Raw genomic sequence first — 18,687 nt, 5'->3', positions numbered from 1 at the left:
TCTCATGTCTGCCGCAACTCTATACGACGAAGAGCATTTCGTAGTGCTCGAAACAAATCAACCTGAAGTCATCCTAACGGCAGCGGAACTAAATGAAAAACTGCGATCGATTCTCGCAGCAAGACAGAATGATTTGCCTGCGGATGTAAAACAAGCAGGTGAAATTGAAGCTCAAATTCGCTACCTGATCGATACCACCTGTGAGCTAAGTATGGCTCCCGGTGAGTATCTACAGTGGTACGCGATTCGGCTCGAAAAATGATCAGCCTGCGAGTTTCTCTTCTTCGATCGAGACACTTTCACTTGGCAGTTCTAGACAGTATCCCGCACCGTACACAGTTTTGATGTATTTGGGATGTCGGGGATCGGGTTCGAGCTTGGTTCTCAAATGCCGGACATGTACCCGAATCGTCTCAATATCATCATCGGGATCGTAGCCCCAGACTTCTTTGAGGATTTCGCTTGGTGAAACGGTTTGACCATGGCGCTGAAGTAGACAGTGCAGCAGTTCAAATTCTAAGTGAGTGAGCTTGACCGTTCTGCCAAACCAAATCGCCTCAAAGCGTTCTGGCACGAGGATCAAAGGACCGTAGCTGAGAATCTCTGAATGTTTCGCGGCTTGAGGAATGCGATCGGTTCTTCTCAAGAGTGCTCGAACTCGCGCTAACATTTCCTCGACTTCAAACGGCTTCGTCAAGTAGTCGTCTGCGCCCGCATTGAAGCCTTCAACTTTATTTTGAGTCTGGCTCAAAGCGGTGAGCATCAGAACTGGAATATCTGCGGTGCGGTCGTCGCGGCGGATTCTTTGACAAATCGTAAAGCCATCGACTTGAGGCAGCATCAGATCTAACAGAATGAGATCGGGTTGAAGCTGGAGTGCGAGAGCTTGTCCACGTGTGCCATCTGAAGCTTGGCTGACATCATAGCCAGCCATCTCTAGGTTGACTGCAACGAGTTCAGCGATCGCGGGATCGTCATCGATCACCAGAATTCTGGGCATGGTTAATCTCTTCTTGCTAAAGGGAGGTTGATTGAGAGCCAAAGCTCAAGACTTTATAAACTTTCCTGCTCAGATTATACGCAAGGATCTAATTTCTTTCGATATATAAAGATAATTCCATCGAAAAAATAGACTTTATCAGAGTGAAATTCTTTGCGGTGAAAACGTAGAGCGAGAAAGATTACAATTTGTGACGGAACACAAATTCTAGGAGTCATCCTTATGCCACTCAATGTTGGCGATACTGCCCCCGATTTCACCGTAAAAGATACGAATGGCAATACGGTCAAGCTTTCTGACTATGCGGGGCAAACTGTGGTGCTGTATTTCTACCCGAAAGATGACACGCCCGGCTGCACCAAGGAGGCTTGCAGTTTCCGCGATAATTACGCTCAGTACACGAGCAAAGGAATTCCAGTATTTGGCGTGAGCATGGATGATGAGGCTTCACACCAGCGCTTTACTGAGAAATATAGTCTGCCTTTCCCGTTGTTGGCAGATATCAATGGCGGGATTACGAAGGCGTACGATGTCGATGGTGGCGGCTATTCTAAGCGCGTGACTTACATTGTGGGTGCGGATGGCAAGATCGCTCAGGTTTATACGACGATTCAAACGGATTCTCATGCAGCAGATATCTTGCAGCAGTTAGCTGTTTAAATTGGTCTGACTTTGTAGAATCTCTCGATCGCGCTTTGTCGATCGAGAGATTCTTTTTTTAGCTAAGAGAGCAAGAGTATATTAGAGGCACATTTACCGCACAGGGGCGCATCCGATCGCGCAAATAGTCCGTCTCTGTTTTTGCTCACGATCGAGGAGAAATAACGCATGACTGATACAACGATCGAAGTCAGTGAACTCACTTCTGGAGGGGGTAATGCACCTCCAACTTATGCAGGACCGTTAGAAGTATTAGTGAATAAGCCTGTGGTGCTGAAGGGCAGTTATGATGCCGGACGGATCAGACGCATCACAGTGATGGCAGAAGATAAAGCGAACTTAGGTGTAACGCTGAGTAATGGAACGTGGCAGGTTTCCATGCCGCGAGGATTTAGCACACCCGGAGCGCGTTGGATCAGATTACGTGGATTTGATGCCAGCAATAAACTGATTGAAAATCGCGTGTTCTACCTTACGGTGAGTCGTGATCCGCTGACGGTCGGACAGGACTTAAGTGTGAAATTGCTGCAGGATACATTTTTCAAAGTTTCGACCGATGATTCAGCCCGATTGAACAATCAGCAGAAGATTTTAGTCAAAGCGGGACAAACCTATCCGGTGAGACGGTATGGCTTTATCGATGGGCATTTGAAACTAGAGTTGGGAAGTGCGATCGCGCCGATCGGGAGTTTTGGCTATTTCTACGAAGATCACGTTCAGCTTTCAAAAGGTTCGCAAATTTTCAGATTTTCGCTTGATGATGTTCCTGATATTCCTTTAGCGGCACAGATCCTCATTACTCAAACGACCTTTCTAAAAACTTCGCCAGCCGATTCTTCGACCTTACCTGCGAATCAAAGAACGAATGTGCTAGAAGGTCAGGTGTTTCAAATTACCGGATATGCCTGCACTCGTGGACATTTTCGGGTGACGCTCAAAGATGCGATTCCTGGATTTGGCGATCGTGGCTTTATTTTCTGGCAATATGCTCAAATCAAGCGCAACGGAAGAGAAATTCCTTATGATTCGAGTGCGCTGCTACTGACTGCCTTGCGTGACACGATTATCAAAAAGCGTCCAGTAGATTCGTCACAGCTTCAACCCGACGAGCGAGCAACGTTTAACGCGAATCAGTTTTATGGTGTGTCGAGCTACATGATTCAAGGCGGACATATCAAAGTATCGCTAAACGAAGAGCTACCAAATTTTGGTAATACAGGCTTTGTGTTCCCGGATTTTGTGCAGATGAGTCGAGGCAATCGGGCGTTTAATCCGATTCCTGGCACAGTTGAATTGAATGTTCCTTACTTTTCGCAGCGGGACAATCCGCGATTTTATTGGTCTACTTGTAATGTGACTGCGATCGCGATGTGCATGTACTATCTTGGAACTCGCGCCCGGTGGGGAAGCCAACTTGAGGATGAACTGTTGCAGTGGTGCTTTAACAAAGATGGCGAAGGCTCCCAAATCAATCACAATACTTTAACCAATCTAATCAATGCTTATGGCTATGATGGCGTGTTCAGCACGACTTGGACATTCCGCGATGTGCGAGAAGAATTGATCAATGGTCGTCCGGTTGTGCTTTGTGGCATGTTCACATCTTATGGTCACATTGTCACGGTGATTGGTTACACTCCAGACGGATTCATTGTGAATGATCCTTGGGGCGATGCGTTGACTGGGTACGCGAATACAGAAGGACGGAAGCTGCTTTATCCCTACGACTATACGAATCGGGTCTGCGGTCCAGATGGGAAAGTTTGGGCGCATTTCATTCGCCGAAGAGCGTAGTACCGATTCAAATTTGAAATCTAATGAGTCCGCTGCGGCGGGCTTTTTTATTGAAATCAAAGATCTTCTATTGACACCTTATTGCAATAGTCTGGTAAGATAACTTTCGTCAGCAGTTGAGAAGAAGTTTCAATAAGGCGATCTTTCAAACTCTAGTTTTATTGCTGTTCTGCCTGAGATCGCGCAGGTTGGTTTCAGGCATTTTCTAACTTTTGAATGCAGGAGAAATTCTAAATGCAAGCTTCTACGATTCGTCGATCGTTCCATTTACAGCTCTTACCTATTGAGATCCAAGCTCATCAAGTTCTGAATGTCGAGATTGTTCAGCACAGCGATGGATATCAGCAAAACTTGATGAGCTTGGGTGCAGAAGTACAGTTACCAGAACTGTGTGAGGCTCAAGATGTGTCGATCGCTGTTCTCGAAGGAACGGGCAATCTCGTGATCAATGATGAGCAAGTACAGTTAGAGCCTGGAATGTTCGTCTTCATTCCAGCAATGACTCATCACACCTTGAAAGCAGATTCTAAACTGATCTTTTTTCTCAATCGTTGCCATCCTGATCCAATGCTTGCTTCTCCTTGGATTATCAATCTATAGTTCACTCACACACAACACTAACCATGCTGATTTCTTGTTCGCCTCCCGTCACACAGCGGATTGCATTTCGTCGATCGTTTCAGCGTCGAGAACAGATTCCATTAGATTTAGACGTGCTTTGGTCGATCGAATCGGGCTACGTGCGGACGCTGACTTGGGATATGACTGGAACGATCGTTGCTCTAGGAATTTGGGGTAAAGGAGATGTCGTTGGACGAGCATTCTCAAAGATGAATCCTTATCAGATTGAATGTCTAACACCAGTTGAAGCACGTCAGATTGATTTGGCTGACTGTAGTTCAGAAAGATTGTTCGCACACATTCAGCAGGTAGAAACTTTGCTAAGTCTTGCGAATACGAGACAAGTTTCGACTCGATTGCTAAGACTATTACATTGGTTCGCTCAACGGTTTGGAACTGTGGTTGATCAAGGCTATCTCTTGAATCTACCACTCACACATCAAGCACTCTCTGAATTTATTGGATCAACCAGAGTGACAGTCACGCGAACTTTAAGAGAATTAGAAGATGCTGGAAAGCTAAAACAACTTCGACAGCATCGGATTTTGTTATCGATCGAAGAATGCAGGAACGGTCAAGATGACCATTCCACACGACCCTTACTTTCTGACGGCTCGGAACATTCCAAATCGACACAAACCAGCACCAAACGCCAATTGCATCAATAACAACGTTGGAACTTCTCTGATCGATTTGATCAGTCCAGACACGCCGAAACGAATTAACCCTGCGGGACGTGCGATTCCTTGCCAGATTGAATCGAGCCAAGACGGTAATGTTTCCGGTGTCCAATCCGCCGTTTGAACTGATCCAGCGGTCAAATGCGTAGCTTCTAACAGTTCAGCAAATCCCTCGATGCTGGCAAACTCAGGATGTGCCCATTGGTCGAGCAATTGCCGCATCACTAACTGTTCCCACAACACTAAAGGTTTCTGTCTCGCGTCTCTCTGATTCCAATCTGCAACGACTAGGATTCCACCGGGCTTTAGAACTCTCATCAGTTCTTTGGCGAACACCGCTTTATCAGGCATGTGTGGACCTGCTTCGATACACCACACTACATCAAAGCTAGAATCTGCAAATGATAAATTCATAGCATCGTCTTGCTGAAACTTTGCTGTGACTTCGGGTGGCGTTAGTTCTTGCGCTCGTTTTACTTGTCCCGGACTAATCGTAATTCCTGTGACATCAAAGCGATAGTCGGCTGCCAGAATTCGACTACTTCCACCAATGCCACACCCGACATCTAAAACGGTTGTGCCTGCGGGCAATTTGTCTAATCCACCCCACCGCACCATTTCATGCACAAAGTCTGATTTTGCTTGCAGAAAGTCTTTAGAGCGAGGCGGAGAACCATAGTGACCTAAATGGATATGTTCCCCCCAGTAGAATTCGAGAATGCCGTCTTGCGTCCATTCATCATACGCATTCGCAACCGAATCACCCGACTGATACCGACGCGGATTCAAAAGATAAATCAGGACTAAGCCAGCCGTTCCGAGAGAGAGTAGCCAAATGACGTTCATAAAACTTAAGAGCGGGACTTTACCTATCTTAAAAGTTTCTCAGCCATGCCGCAGAAATAAAAGTTAGATTTGCTCCAGAATAATCTCTGCTGCTTCTGCTAAATTCGCGACTCGAAAATGTGGCTCTCGTGCCGCATTCAGAATCCATTCAGTCTCATTGCCGTTATCGATCAAAATCGATCGACATCCCGCCGTTCTCCCCGCCTCCACATCGTTCAAAATATCGCCAATCATCCACGATCGAGCTAGATCAATTTCATGCTCTCTTGCCGCCTTCAGCAACATTCCCGCTTTCGGTTTCCGACAGTCGCACTCGATACGATAGTCTGAAACTTTCCCTTGCGGGTGATGTGGGCAGTAATAGAACCCATCTAATCGAACCGGGCTGAGTAATCCTTGTAATCGCCGCTCAACGTCAATCAGAGCCGATTCGGGAAAATATCCGCGAGCCACTCCAGACTGATTGGAAATCACGATGAGTTTAAATCCTCGATCGCTGAGTTTCCCCAACGCCACCTGAGCAAAATCGGCAAGCGTAATCTTGCTCGGCTCCACGTTATAGGGAATATCGGGAATCAGCGTCCCATCCTTATCGAGAAACACAGCCGGAACCATAACCCAACTCCAAAAAAATTCTGCGAAACTTACCGATTTGCCTGTGAAGTTTTTAAACTATAAAGAAGCTGCCCGATTTGCATATCTGACGTGGCTCCGTCCCTTACTTTAAGGGGAGAGCCAAACCTACTGCAAACTCAGCGGTGTGGGCTAACGTATAAGCAACGGCAACTGAACTCTAAGAACCACCAAAAGGAAAGACCTATGGGATTATTTGACCGCATCAGCCGCGTTGTCCGCTCCAACGTGAATGACATGGTAAGCAAGGCTGAAGATCCAGAAAAAATTCTGGAACAAGCCGTGATCGATATGCAGGAAGACTTGGTGCAGCTTCGTCAAGCGGTGGCACAAGCGATCGCGTCTCAAAAACGCAGCCAGCAGCAGTACAATCAAGCCCAGACTGAATCCAATAATTGGCAACAACGGGCACAATTGGCACTGACGAAGGGCGACGAAAATCTTGCGCGTGAAGCTCTCACCCGCAAGAAAACCCACACCGAAACCGCAACCGCGCTCAAAACCCAACTCGATACCCAGACCTCTCAGGTTGACACTCTCAAGCGCAGTCTGATCGCGCTCGAAGGCAAGATCTCAGAAGCCAAGACCAAGAAGGATATGCTCAAAGCCCGTGCGAGTGCAGCGAAGGCACAAGAGCAACTCCAAGGTATGGTGAGCAACATGGGAACCAATACCGCGATGGCAGCCTTCGAGCGGATGGAGGATAAGGTATTGCAGCTTGAAGCGCGATCGCAAGCCGCATCGGAACTCGCAGGAGCCGACCTCGAATCGCAGTTTCGATCGCTCGAATCGGGGGATGTCGATCTCGAACTCGAAGCGATGAAGCAGCAGATGTTAGCCGGCTCAGCGCAACCGCAGCAGTCGTTACCGGGAACTTCAACTGGGCAACCGCAGGCAACGCAGGCTCCGAAAGATGCCGCGATCGATTCGGAGTTGGAAGACCTTAAGAAGCAGTTGGACAGTCTGTAAGTCCAGAGTGGGGAGTGGGGAGAGCAATGCTGCGTAGCGTGCCTTAAAAATTCAACTCCCTACCCCCTACTCCCGACTCCCCATTTATTACTAAGAAATCGTTACAATCAAAGAGTCTCTAGATTGGAACGAAAAGGTTTTTCATGGCTGACCAGTTAATTCGAGCCACTGCCGCCGATGGTGGAATCCGGGCAGTCGGAGTGATCACGACCCGTCTTAGCGAAGAAGCAAGACAGCGCCACAAATTGTCCTACGTTGCGACCGCTGCACTCGGCAGATCGATGTCAGCAGGTTTATTGCTGGCATCGAGTATGAAGCGATCGGAATCTCGCGTCAATATTCGCATTCGAGGCAATGGTCCAATGGGCGGGTTGATGGTTGATGCAGGCACCGATGGAACGGTGCGCGGTTATGTAGATCATCCCGATGTCGAATTGCCTCCGAACGCGAAAGGAAAGCTTGATGTTGGAGGCGCGATCGGTACTGATGGCTACGTGTATGTGGTTCGCGATGTTGGATACGGTTATCCTTACAGCAGCACCGTAGAACTGGTTTCCGGCGAAATTGGGGACGACATCACAAATTACTTGGTAACTTCAGAACAAACGCCTTCTGCGCTCTTTCTAGGCGTATTCGTTGATCCAAACGGGGTACAAGCCGCAGGCGGATTGCTGGTTCAGATCTTGCCGAAAGCCGCGAGTGATCCAGCACTCGTCGAACTTTTAGAGTCTCGGTTATCGACCCTTCAAGGATTCACGCCCTTGTTACAAGCCGGGAAAACGCTACCGACGATTTTCGAGGAATTACTGGGAGATTTGGGATTAGAGATTTTCCCATCTCAGATTGTGCGCTTTCACTGTGGATGTTCGGTCGATCGCGTTCTGGGTGCGCTCAAACTGTTAGGAGAAGCCGAACTACGTGACATGATCGAAACCGATAAAGGAGCTGAGGCAACCTGTCATTTTTGCGGCGAAGTCTACAAAGCAAACATCGATCAACTAGAACAGTTGATCGATGAACTGAAAGAAGCGCAATGATTCTACTGTGGGCGGCTTGAAACAGGCTGTCCACTTTGTTCCGCATACATCGCTCGGAGCACGAGAGCCGGATCGACCCATTGACTCGCGTATTTTAATCCCCAGTGCAAGTGCGGTCCGGTTGTACGTCCAGTCATCCCAACGCGACCAATCCGATCTCCCGCGCCGACCATTTGACCTTCATAAATTCGGACATCGCCCGATCGAATAAACTTGCCTTGACCGTCACGACCAGCCGAGCCTTGCATATGGCAATAGATATGCTCCCAGTCGCCGGATTGAATCACGATCGACGTTCCACAAGCGCTGCCATCTGACACTTCAACCACTCTTCCCGCCCACCAGTTACGAATGTAGCTTCCTTCTGGGGCTGCCATGTCCAAGCCGCGATGAAATTCTCTGGTATATCCGCCGTCGGGTGAAGTCCGATACCCAAACGGAGAGGTATAGCCTTGGAAGTTCTCCACTGGGAAGGATGCCCCCTGCCAGGTGCTTCCAGTAGCTTGTAAATTAGCTTCGATCGCTAGTAGCCCGTGCTGTCCCCAAGAAAGTGCAATCGCGCCAAGAAACGAGAGCGCAATCACAATTAAAAATCGGTTTGGCAAACATCGGTTTAGGGTAAAGCGCGATCGAACAATGAGTGACCTCCAGAATTGCCTCATTCATTTCTCCTTGTGTGTGAAGAGTGTTGGCAGATGCAAAACGACGAAGCGCAGACTGAACTCTGGAAGCGAGATTCAGAGTTTAGTGCGGTTCGTCACTGGTCATTTAATCACAAAAAATCTTCATAGACCTCGTGATTTCCTGCAAAACTACGTGAAATCTTTCCGTTATATTACGGTTGCCTCATGAAAACTTTATGTTCCTCCGAACAAGTTACGCAACGGTAAAACAGCTTGAACAGTTTACTGAGGCGGAAAGTCGGTAGATTTGTTTACTTGTACTGAAACGGGTCTCGATCGTTTCCATAAAATCTTGCTGAACTTTTCTGAATTCTTACGGATTGAGTCAAATCCCGATCTGAATTGTTTGGGTTAAGACTGTTTGTGTTATACTTATAAAGTACTAACTCGAACAATTCTAAAGAGGAGGTTTCAATGCTGACACTTCGTAAAGCAAACGATCGGGGACATGCAAATCACGGCTGGCTGGACTCTTACCACACCTTTTCTTTCGCGAACTATTACGATTCGGCACACATGGGCTTTCGTACACTGCGGGTCATCAATGACGATCGAGTTGCAGGCGGCGGTGGATTTGCGCCGCATTCCCATCGCGATATGGAGATCATTACCTACGTGCTAGAAGGCGAATTAGAACACAAAGACAGCATGGGAAATCAAGCCGTGATTCGTCCGGGTGAAGTGCAGCGCATGACCGCTGGCACAGGTGTCACTCACAGCGAATACAACGCTTCTAAAACCGATGCAGTTCATCTTCTGCAAATTTGGATCTTGCCAGAACGATCGAGCTTAACTCCTGGCTATGAGCAGAAGTTTTACACACCAGAAGAAAAGCGAGGACAACTCCGGTTAATTGCTTCGCAAGATGGGCGAGATGGCTCGGTGACAGTGCATCAGGATTTGAACTTGTACGCTACGGTGTTGGGCAATGGGGAGAAAGTCACTCACGAGATTGGGCAAGATCGTCATCTCTGGGTGCAAGTCGCACGGGGATCAGCGATCGTGAATGGCGAAGTTTTGACAGTTGGGGATGCGGCGGCGATCAACGCAGAGCCGACCTTAGCGCTGATTGGACAAGAAGATGCTGAAGTTCTTATCTTCGACCTGGCATAGTTCTTGTGATGGCATCTGTGTTAGTACATGGGTGCCATTTTTTTATTACAGTATGTGAAAGAATTGAGCGAATTTCTGAGTCTAGCGTCTTATATTTCTAACAATTTCAACTGCTTAATTACAAAGATCTGACCTAAGTTGTATGCCACAAGCTATACATTGAAACAGCCGTTTTATGACTATGTTTAAAACAGCCTAAAATTGACTATCTTTGTATGGATTTCTAATAGGGGTCGCCTAAAAAACTGTACGGTAGATCGATATATTTCTATGCAATTCTGATATTTTCTAAACATTGTGGGAGTTCTTTGATATGACAAATGACATTCGGATTACGCTGATTGAAGACCACGACTTAACGAGAGTCGGCATGAAAACAGCATTGCAGCAAAGATCAGGGTTCCAAGTCGTCGGAGAAGCAGCGAATGGAACCGATGGATTAAAGCTGTTAACAAATTTGAAGCCGGATGTCGCGATCGTAGATATTGGTTTACCGGATATCGATGGCATTGAACTCACCCGGCGATTTCGTCAGGCGCAAGCTCAAATGGAAGATCAACCGAATACAAAAGTTTTAATCTTAACGCTACAAGATCAAGAAGATACAGTGCTTGCAGCTTTTGCAGCGGGCGCAGATTCTTACTGTATGAAAGATGTCAGTTTAGATCAGTTAGTCGATGCGCTGCGAGTGACTCAAGAAGGCAACTCGTGGATTGATCCCGCGATCGCTCGTGTAGTTCTGCGCCAAACTCAATCGAGCATTCCGCAAAATGGGACACCAATTCCTGAAGCTCAACAAGTTTCGATTACGGCAACTGAACCGGAGTACAACCAAATCATTGAAGCTTATCCGCTAACCGATCGCGAATTGGAAGTACTGCAATTGATCGTAGATGGTTGTAGTAATGCCGCGATCGCAGAAAAGCTCTACATCACGGTAGGAACAGTGAAGACGCACGTTCGGAACATTCTAAACAAGCTGTGCGCCGACGATCGAACTCAGGCAGCCGTGAGAGCATTACGATCGGGATTGGTTGGTTAGGCGCTGCACAAATGTTTGATGTTCCGGTGAATTCAATCCTTGCTGTAACGTTGCCATGACTTGAAGCATTTCACCGTTCAGTAGGGAATCGATCGCAAGCCACAACCCTGGAAAGGTCTGACTGCGAATGATGCCCGTTTCGTCGGGTAATAGCGGCACGTATTCATCGTCTTGCAGCACAAACCAATCGAATTTATTCTCGAACATTTGCCACACGAGATATTCCCGAACTCCGTTGCGACGATAAGCTTTTTTCTTGTCGCCTAAGTCATAAGTGGCACTACTCGCGGCGATTTCGGCAATCAGTTCGGGTGCGCCTTCAAGATAGTCATCACTTGAAATTTGCACTCGTCCGCCGAATTCAGGTTCGATAAATAGCGCGATGTCTGGTTGAGGTTCATTGTCGAGATCTAATCGAACAGTAGTATTGTCTGCTAAAGCGGTTCCGATCGTTGCAATTTGATAGTTGAACAGCCAGCCGATCAACTGGGCATGAGGTTGACCATGACTTCTAAAACGTAGTGCGGCTGCCACGTAAACGACTCCTTCGATCAGTTCAGCTTTTTTGAGATGAGGTGCAGCAGCATATCGACGCTCGAATTCTCTACGCGATAAACGATCGCCATTTTCTAACGGCGGTACAGCGGTTTGAGGTTTTGAAGAGTGACTGACCATAGGGTTAATCGATCGAGGTTAAAGCGCGATCGCTAATCGGCAAAATCTTACGCTTCATTCCAGTTAGGTTATCAAATCGAATGGCTAATGTTGCCTTGTTGCCAGTTCCAAAGATATTCGTAATTTCACCGATTCCGAATTGGCTGTGCATGACGCGATCGCCAACACTCCAATCGGTATCAACATTCTGAACGACAGGAGCGGCAGGTTTCGTTGTGAACTTCTTGGGAATCGATGTTTTCATGTTGCTTTCCAACAGTTCACGCGGCATTTCACCCAAGAATAACGATGGGCTGGCGGGTTCGCGATTTCCATACAATCGGCGTTCGCGGGCGTGGGATAGAAAGAGGCGTTCTTGAGCGCGGGTGATACCGACATAACACAGGCGGCGTTCTTCTTCGATCGCGGCTGGATCATCAAGCGATCGAAAGCTCGGAAACAGTCCTTGCTCTAAGCCTACTAGAAATACGATCGGGAATTCCAAGCCTTTAGATGAGTGCAAGGTCATCAGTGAAACCTTGGTCGATTCCTCTTCGACATCATCCAGGTCTGAAGCTAGAGACGCATTTGCTAGGAAACCAATCAAACTTTTATCGTCTTCGCTTTCTTCCTCGAATTGTAGTACTGCGTTGTATAGCTCTTGTACGTTTTGTAAGCGATCTTCAGCTTCATCAGTGCCTTGAGCTTTTAAATCGGCAATGTAACCGGAGTCTTCTAGAACGCCTTGAACTAACTCAGAAGCGCTCACTTGATCAATCTGCGATCGCCATTTTTGAATAATGTTTGCAAACTGAACGACCCCTTTAGAAGAGCGCCCTGCTAAGGTTTTGATCGAGGTTTCATCGCTGAGAATCTCCCAGAGTGGAACACCGAGTTCAACCGCAGCTTTTTGTAGAGCATCGATCGTAGTTTTGCCAACTCCACGACGAGGAGTATTAATCACGCGCAAAAGGCTAAGCGTGTCTGAAGGATTCGCGATCGCTCTCAAATATGCCAGAACATCTTTAATTTCTTTCCGGTCATAGAATCGCAAACCGCCCACCACTTTATAAGGCACACCCCAGCGCACGAGAATTTCTTCAAATGCCCGTGATTGAGCATTCGTACGATAAAGAATCGCAAATTTGCCCCAGTGCAAGTCAGAATTCATTGACTCTAATCGCCGCATTTGTTGAACAACAAATTCCGCTTCATCGATTTCATCTTGAGCGCGGTAGCAGAAATTTGCTTCGCCTTGTCCGCGAGTCGGTTTGAGAATTTTATCGATGCGTTCGGTGTTATTTTCGATCAGTTCGTTGGCAAGTTGGAGAATGTTTTCTGTCGATCGATAGTTCTCTTCTAATTTCACCATCGTCCGCGTATCATCATCGGGCAGACCATCGCCAAAATCCTGCTGAAATCCCATCAGAATCGTGAAATCTGCCATGCGAAATGAGTAGATTGACTGGTCGGCATCGCCCACGACGAATACAGAGCGGTACTCCCAGTCATCGAATCGGCTGGCTGCTTCTCCATTCGTCACTAATAGCTGAATCAGATCATATTGAGTACGATTTGTATCTTGATATTCATCAACTAAAATATGTCTAAAGCGTTTGTGCCAATATGCGCGAATCTGTTCGTTTTGGCGAAATAGCTGTACCGGAATCCAGATCAAATCGTCGAAATCAACTGCATTATTTTCAGCAAGTTTATCTTGATAAACACTGTAGACGTTTGCGATGACTTTTCCGCGAAAATTTGATTGCTCTTTCTCGTAATCTCGTGGAGATAATCCTTTATTTTTCGCATTGCTGATCGCGTATCGAACCGATCGCGGATCAAATTTCTTTTCGTCGATATTCAGTTGATTAATGATGATATCTTTCACCAAGCTCTGAGCATCAGACTCATCGAAAATCGAAAACGATCGCGTCCATTTCCGCCCTTTCTCGTCCTGGAATTTTTCAATATCAAACCGGAGAATCCGACAGCACAGCGCGTGAAAGGTGCCGATCCAAAGATCTTTGGTAATCGTTTTGTAGATGTGCGATCGCAGTTTTGTCTGAACATGCCCGGGCAAGGATTCCAGCGGCTTCCCGTGTTCGCTCAAGGCTTCCTGTTCGGCAAACAATCGCTCGATCCGATCTTTCATTTCTCGTGCGGCTTTGTTTGTAAACGTCACCGCCAAGATATTCTCTGGATCGACCCGATGTTTCAGCACTAAATTGGCGATGCGATACGTCAATGCCCTAGTTTTTCCTGAACCCGCGCCAGCGATGACCAGCAACGGACCACAAAAATGCTGGACGGCTTGCCTTTGAGACGGATTAAGATGGCTCAGAAAATCAACAGTCATAAGAGGTACGATCGACTCTATAGATAGGGTATCGTATCTCATCGGCGAACGTTGTGAAAAAAATAGTACGTATCACCGATCCATCGTTTTTAATCTTTCGGTCGCGGCACTTGGAACCTAGGCGATCGCGGTTTTTCTCTCAATTCCTGCCACAGTTGCTCATACTGTTTGGTCATGGCTTCTACCGTGAAATTTGCTAACGCTATTTGTCTGGCTTGTTGACCGATTTGAAGTCTGAGATCGATATCATCACGCGATCGCTTTAACGCCTTTACCAATCCATCCACATCATTTTTTTCAATCAGCCATCCTGTAACACCATCAATCACTGCTTCCGGCATACTTCCAACTCGTGTAGCAATCACTGGACGTGCTGCCAACATCGCTTCCACCATTGCCAGCGGAAACCCCTCAGAGCGGGAAGGCATCGCGACGATATCAAACTGTGAGAGATACGATCGCGGATTGTCTACCCAACCTAAGAGTTGAACCCGATTTTGAATTCCTAAATCGATTGCTAATTGTTCTAAGTTCGATCGCTCTGATCCTTCTCCCAAAATTACAGCGTTAACATTCTCAACTTGTGCGATCGCTTTCAATAAAATCTCATGTGCTTTCATTGCATCTAAGCGTCCGATGCCTCCGACCGTCATTGTTTCTTTGATACTTGACTCTGGCTCTCCCAAATCTGGAACGCCATTTGGAACAGAGATTACAGAGTTTCGTCCAAGCGCGTAGAAGTCTTCCATTCTTTGGGCGCTGGCTTTTCCAACTGCAACATGAGCATCAACCCGCAAAGATAAAAATCGAGTGCGCCAAAGCTCGATCGCATCAGTGGTTCTGAGTGGTAATTGATCAACTCGAATAACTCTCGCAGTTGGAATTATCAACGCTGCGGATAATGCGATCGCACCTGCCCAAGGTGTACAAAGATTGATGTGAATGACATTAGGCTGTAAGCGATTGAATGTCTGCCAATGCGAAAAGAAGTTTTTTTGCAGAATGAACTTTGGACGGTCTTTAGCGATGAAGTCTATTACTGTTTCAGACACACCGATTACAGTCGCGTTCATTGATGTTGTTGCAACGAGATGACCCAAGCTAATTTCTGCACCACCAATGCCTTCAGAATCGGTGTAGACAATGATTTTGGCGGAAGTTTCAGAAGTATCGTTCATTGCATTCAACCGCCCCGGAATGGAATTCGGGGCTAATGGTGCGAAGTCAATTGAAACTGACTGAAGATCTGCAATTTGGTTCTTAGTCCCCTTCAGTGGACTTCGTTCTGTTAGCCCCGAATTCCATTCCGGGGCGGAACAACAACGTGAGCGAAAAGACTTTCGATACTTCTCAAAAATATTCTCAAACATAAGGCACCACCGATCGATAAATTTCCAGATGCGATCGTGCGATCGCTGTCCAATTAAACTGCTGCACGAATTCATAACCTTGTTGCGATAAGCGATCGCGTTCTGCTGGATCTTCAATTAGCGTAGATAGTGCATCAGTCAAAGTATCCGAATCACGCGGCGGAATCTGCTTAACGTGCGGTTCTGTTCCCGTTGCAATCACAGGTAATCGATGCGCCATCAATGCTAGTAATGAGCCACTTTTGAGTGTCACCCCATGATTAAACGGCAAGACTCCAATATCAGCACCCGATAGATAAATCGAAGCAACATCACCCGGAACATACCCCGTCATGTGAACTTTATCTTTGAGGTTTAGATCAGCAATAATCGTTTCTAACTTTGTCCAGTATTGTTTTGCATCTTCTCCACGTAGCGCTAAACTCTCAACACCACCAATCAGAACTAATCGGGCTTGAGAATGTCGATCGACCACATTCCGAAAAGCGGTAAGCAACGTTTCTAAACCTTTTACTGGATGAAGAAAGCCAAAAAATGCGATCGTCATCACATCTCCAGACCAACCACATCGATCGAATAACTTCTGTCTTGCATTCTCACATTCAATCACTTTAATGTTCGCCCCGATCGGGATACGATGAACCTCAGCATCAGGAAGTCGCTCAATCAGTACCTTTTCTGCCTCATCATTTGTCGTAATAATTGCCGCACTCTGAGTGAGCAAAAAACCATCTTCACGATCCCACCATTGATGTCGCTGTCCCCATTGTTTCAAGCTTTCCAAAAGCGGTTTCGGAATCCATTTCGGCTCCCACTCCCACCATCCGTATTCATGCACAGTTGTAATGATTGGTTTATACCAACCTGTCGCACGAAGCAGCAACGGTAAGAGAAAGATTGCTCGATCGAAACCATAAGTTCCCGCTGCGTGTTGAATATGTAAGATGTCAGCTTGCGATCGATGAACTGCTTGAACTAATGCAGGTAAGCTCTTGATGCTCCAATCTTTTACAACACCGAAAACAGTCGGATTATCTTTAGCTGCTTCAAATGTGGTTAGAACAATCGTGTCGATCGACAATTCCGATCGCAATCGTGCCGTATAGTGAGCTACACCACAGCGATCGGGTAAATAAGTTCCAGCAATTAACGCAACTTTAGGCATAGTTGAGATTCTTCTAAAAGTTCAAGGCTCGATCGCACAATTTCTCCCGGTTCAATGTCCAAGCACTCCAAATCATAAGGACATTGAAAGGCATAGCAAGGGTGGCAGGGTGTCGGTCGGCGCAACAATCGAGCAGAACAATCACGCGGTTGCCACTGACACTCAAGCTCAGTCCCAGCAAACATAATCACGCTCGGTGTTCTTGTTGCATCTGCAATGTGCATCGTTGATGTATTGTTGCTTAACATCAATTTTGCATTCGCAATTAAAGCTGCAAGCTCCGGCAAGCTAGTTTTTCCAATCAAATCAATGCAATCATTGCCTAAGATATCTAGAACGATTTTAGCCCGATCGCGATCTTTTTCTACTCCGGTGACAACAATCTTCCAACCTGTGATCTTTGCAAGTTGTTGAGCTGCGATCGCGAATCGTTTCGCGTCATAGTTACGTGATTGGCAACTCGTCCAAGGATTCAGCACAATGTAGGGCTGATCAATCAGTTTGATGTTCGGATGTTGAATCGAAAGAGAGCGATCGTGTACTTCAAACCCAACTGATTCAATCAATCGCAAATTTCGCTCGACTTGGTGCAATTCATCTGGTGCAGCAAAAACTTCATCAGTCAGCATCATTCCGCCCTGCTCCTTCGATTCTCCCAGTCTCAAAGGAATTCCCGCCAAGCAGGACATAAACGCGGCAGGATGGGGAGATTGACTAAAGCTAGTGAAAATAATCACGGCATCAAATCCGCGTAATTTTTCCACTAGCTCCCATTCGCGGGCTGGATCGAATGCCAACCGTCCGAAATCTTGCCAAAGAACGCGCCACGTTAAGACCTCATCCACCCATGGTAATAGTGAAGCAGCGATCGAGCCTCCCGGACTTGCCATCAGCGTCAATTTTGCATCTGGCAAATTCGCTTTAATCGATCGCAAAGCTGGACTGGTCATAATCACATCACCAATATTGTCCAGCCGCATGACTAATAAATTCCTAACCGATGTCCAAGGATGAGATAGCACAGCATTTTTCATTTACGAACATTTTGAGCTTCCAGCAATTCCCTCGCTGCTGCCATCACTCGATCGACAGAAATTTCATCCACGCAAGTTACCCAATCTGCGATCGGACAGTCCCCGCCATACCAACAAGCCTGCACCGTAAAATTCTCAATTCTGCGCTCTGGACAATTCAAATAGCCTTGTAGATTCACATGCGGTTGGGGTTGCCCATAACGCTCAGACCAAGACGGACCAAATAAAGTAATCGTTGGTGTTCCAACTGCGGCGGCAATTCTCGCGGCTCCTGTATCTCCTGCAATCATCAAATCCGCTTGAGACAACATTGCAGCAAGCTCTCTGATTGTTCCTAACTCCCAAAGTTTGGCAGCGGGAATGTTGTCAGCAATGAATGCAGACTGTTCTCGATCGGAACCCACCAAAACCACGATCGACGTTTTCAGTTCTTGCCCAACCTTGATAAAATTTCGCTCATCCCATCGTTTAATCTGCATTCCCGCATCAGGACAAAGCACCACGATCGGACGCGCCAACCCTGCTAATTTTTCTCGTGCAGCCTGGTACTCTTCAGAAGTGAGATAGATTTTAGGAGGCAGTGATTCTGAAATCAATCCTTCTGATTGCAAAATCTCAACGAAACGATCGCTCACTAACTGATTCGGAGGCGGCGATCGCCAAAGATTCGTTACCACTCGATCCGCACGATCGCGAATTAATTCGTCAATGCGATCGTAATTCGTATCAGAAACAATCAAATCGAAAGATTGCTGCGTTAATAATTGCTCGATCGACTGTCTCACAGTACCTTTCTCGGCATAAACCACTCGATCGACCAGCGGATCAGTTTCCAACAAAGAGCCACCTGGTGCAAACGTCAACACAGTTACTTTCGTTTGATGACTGCGTGCCAGTGCTTGAATAGCAGAGAGCGCGATTAAAATATCCCCAATTCCACCCAATAGCTCAATAAATAAGATTCGCTGCATAAAGGTCAATATAACTCACCCTTATCAGCTACCAGATTTTTTGAACTGCTGTCATT

At 46.8% G+C, this 18,687-nt stretch carries 19 protein-coding genes; 9 read left to right on the top strand and 10 right to left on the bottom strand.

Translation table 11 applies throughout. From position 1 onward, the window contains the following. Positions 1-4 precede the first annotated feature (4 nt). Entirely contained in the window at positions 5-262 is a 258-nt protein-coding gene (locus tag NIES2104_RS05700; protein WP_058996582.1) for a chlororespiratory reduction protein 7, read from the top strand. Here NIES2104_RS05700 and NIES2104_RS05695 read toward each other — a convergent pair whose 3' ends face one another. Beyond that, the gene (locus NIES2104_RS05695) at positions 263-1,000 is read right to left on the bottom strand and encodes a response regulator transcription factor (protein WP_058996580.1); all 738 of its coding nucleotides are present in this window, start codon (positions 998-1,000) and stop codon (positions 263-265) included. A gap of 222 nt (positions 1,001-1,222) precedes the next feature. Here NIES2104_RS05695 and NIES2104_RS05690 point away from each other — a divergent pair, with 222 nt between their 5' ends. From NIES2104_RS05690 to NIES2104_RS05675, 4 genes are all read left to right on the top strand, one after another. Further along, entirely contained in the window at positions 1,223-1,660 is a 438-nt protein-coding gene (locus tag NIES2104_RS05690; protein ID WP_058996578.1) for a peroxiredoxin, read from the top strand. Between the two features lie 168 nt (positions 1,661-1,828). Beyond that, complete coding sequence (locus tag NIES2104_RS05685) at positions 1,829-3,454, top strand: C39 family peptidase (RefSeq protein ID WP_058996576.1); 1,626 nt, start codon at positions 1,829-1,831, stop codon at positions 3,452-3,454. 234 nt (positions 3,455-3,688) lie between these two features. Then, on the top strand, positions 3,689-4,054 hold the full coding sequence (locus tag NIES2104_RS05680) for a cupin domain-containing protein (RefSeq protein WP_058996575.1): 366 nt from the start codon (positions 3,689-3,691) through the stop codon (positions 4,052-4,054). A gap of 23 nt (positions 4,055-4,077) precedes the next feature. Further along, the gene (locus NIES2104_RS05675) at positions 4,078-4,743 is read left to right on the top strand and encodes a Crp/Fnr family transcriptional regulator (RefSeq protein ID WP_058996573.1); all 666 of its coding nucleotides are present in this window, start codon (positions 4,078-4,080) and stop codon (positions 4,741-4,743) included. Here NIES2104_RS05675 and NIES2104_RS05670 read toward each other — a convergent pair. Beyond that, complete coding sequence (locus NIES2104_RS05670) at positions 4,675-5,601, bottom strand: methyltransferase domain-containing protein (RefSeq protein WP_058996571.1); 927 nt, start codon at positions 5,599-5,601, stop codon at positions 4,675-4,677. The two genes, NIES2104_RS05675 and NIES2104_RS05670, sit on opposite strands and share 69 nt — an antisense overlap. A 63-nt stretch (positions 5,602-5,664) precedes the next feature. Beyond that, positions 5,665-6,216 carry an HAD-IIIA family hydrolase gene (locus NIES2104_RS05665; protein ID WP_058996569.1) on the bottom strand — a complete coding sequence of 184 codons (552 nt, stop codon included), beginning with the start codon at positions 6,214-6,216 and terminating at the stop codon, positions 5,665-5,667. 204 nt (positions 6,217-6,420) lie between these two features. On the opposite strand from NIES2104_RS05665, the gene NIES2104_RS05660 reads away from it, so the two are divergent. Both NIES2104_RS05660 and hslO read left to right on the top strand, forming a co-directional pair. After that, positions 6,421-7,203 carry a PspA/IM30 family protein gene (locus NIES2104_RS05660; protein WP_058996568.1) on the top strand — a complete coding sequence of 261 codons (783 nt, stop codon included), beginning with the start codon at positions 6,421-6,423 and terminating at the stop codon, positions 7,201-7,203. Between the two features lie 143 nt (positions 7,204-7,346). Beyond that, positions 7,347-8,240 (top strand): Hsp33 family molecular chaperone HslO, encoded by an 894-nt coding sequence (gene hslO / locus NIES2104_RS05655; RefSeq protein ID WP_058996566.1) that lies wholly within the window; start codon positions 7,347-7,349, stop codon positions 8,238-8,240. Between the two features lie 2 nt (positions 8,241-8,242). Here hslO and NIES2104_RS05650 read toward each other — a convergent pair whose 3' ends face one another. Continuing rightward, on the bottom strand, positions 8,243-8,902 hold the full coding sequence (locus NIES2104_RS05650; protein ID WP_058996564.1) for a M23 family metallopeptidase: 660 nt from the start codon (positions 8,900-8,902) through the stop codon (positions 8,243-8,245). Positions 8,903-9,337: 435 nt separating this feature from the next. Here NIES2104_RS05650 and NIES2104_RS05645 point away from each other — a divergent pair, with 435 nt between their 5' ends. Both NIES2104_RS05645 and NIES2104_RS05640 read left to right on the top strand, forming a co-directional pair. Further along, positions 9,338-10,036: a pirin family protein gene (locus NIES2104_RS05645; RefSeq protein ID WP_058996562.1), complete on the top strand. Its 699-nt coding sequence runs from the start codon at positions 9,338-9,340 to the stop codon at positions 10,034-10,036. A 313-nt stretch (positions 10,037-10,349) separates the two neighbouring features. Continuing rightward, positions 10,350-11,078, top strand: coding sequence for a response regulator transcription factor (locus NIES2104_RS05640; RefSeq protein WP_058996561.1), 729 nt, complete (start codon positions 10,350-10,352; stop codon positions 11,076-11,078). On the opposite strand, the gene NIES2104_RS05635 is transcribed toward NIES2104_RS05640, so the two are convergent. The 6 genes from NIES2104_RS05635 to NIES2104_RS05610 form a co-directional block, all read right to left on the bottom strand. After that, positions 11,055-11,753 (bottom strand): Uma2 family endonuclease, encoded by a 699-nt coding sequence (locus NIES2104_RS05635; protein WP_058996559.1) that lies wholly within the window; start codon positions 11,751-11,753, stop codon positions 11,055-11,057. The two genes, NIES2104_RS05640 and NIES2104_RS05635, sit on opposite strands and share 24 nt — an antisense overlap. A gap of 4 nt (positions 11,754-11,757) precedes the next feature. Next, positions 11,758-14,091 carry a DNA helicase PcrA gene (gene pcrA / locus NIES2104_RS05630; protein WP_058996557.1) on the bottom strand — a complete coding sequence of 778 codons (2,334 nt, stop codon included), beginning with the start codon at positions 14,089-14,091 and terminating at the stop codon, positions 11,758-11,760. A gap of 89 nt (positions 14,092-14,180) precedes the next feature. Then, on the bottom strand, positions 14,181-15,269 hold the full coding sequence (locus NIES2104_RS05625; protein WP_059001575.1) for a glycosyltransferase: 1,089 nt from the start codon (positions 15,267-15,269) through the stop codon (positions 14,181-14,183). A 184-nt stretch (positions 15,270-15,453) separates the two neighbouring features. Further along, positions 15,454-16,626: a glycosyltransferase gene (locus NIES2104_RS05620; protein ID WP_058996555.1), complete on the bottom strand. Its 1,173-nt coding sequence runs from the start codon at positions 16,624-16,626 to the stop codon at positions 15,454-15,456. Continuing rightward, complete coding sequence (locus tag NIES2104_RS05615; protein ID WP_058996554.1) at positions 16,608-17,660, bottom strand: glycosyltransferase family 9 protein; 1,053 nt, start codon at positions 17,658-17,660, stop codon at positions 16,608-16,610. Before NIES2104_RS05615 ends, NIES2104_RS05620 begins: the two co-directional genes overlap by 19 nt. Beyond that, the gene (locus NIES2104_RS05610; RefSeq protein WP_058996552.1) at positions 17,657-18,631 is read right to left on the bottom strand and encodes a glycosyltransferase family 9 protein; all 975 of its coding nucleotides are present in this window, start codon (positions 18,629-18,631) and stop codon (positions 17,657-17,659) included. Before NIES2104_RS05610 ends, NIES2104_RS05615 begins: the two co-directional genes overlap by 4 nt. Between the last annotated feature and the right edge of the window lie 56 nt (positions 18,632-18,687).

The sequence above is a fragment of the Leptolyngbya sp. NIES-2104 genome (assembly GCF_001485215.1).
Lineage (GTDB): Bacteria > Cyanobacteriota > Cyanobacteriia > Leptolyngbyales > Leptolyngbyaceae > Leptolyngbya.
The sequence above is the reverse complement of the archived record's forward strand: the minus strand, read 5'-3'. Positions and strand labels throughout refer to the sequence as shown.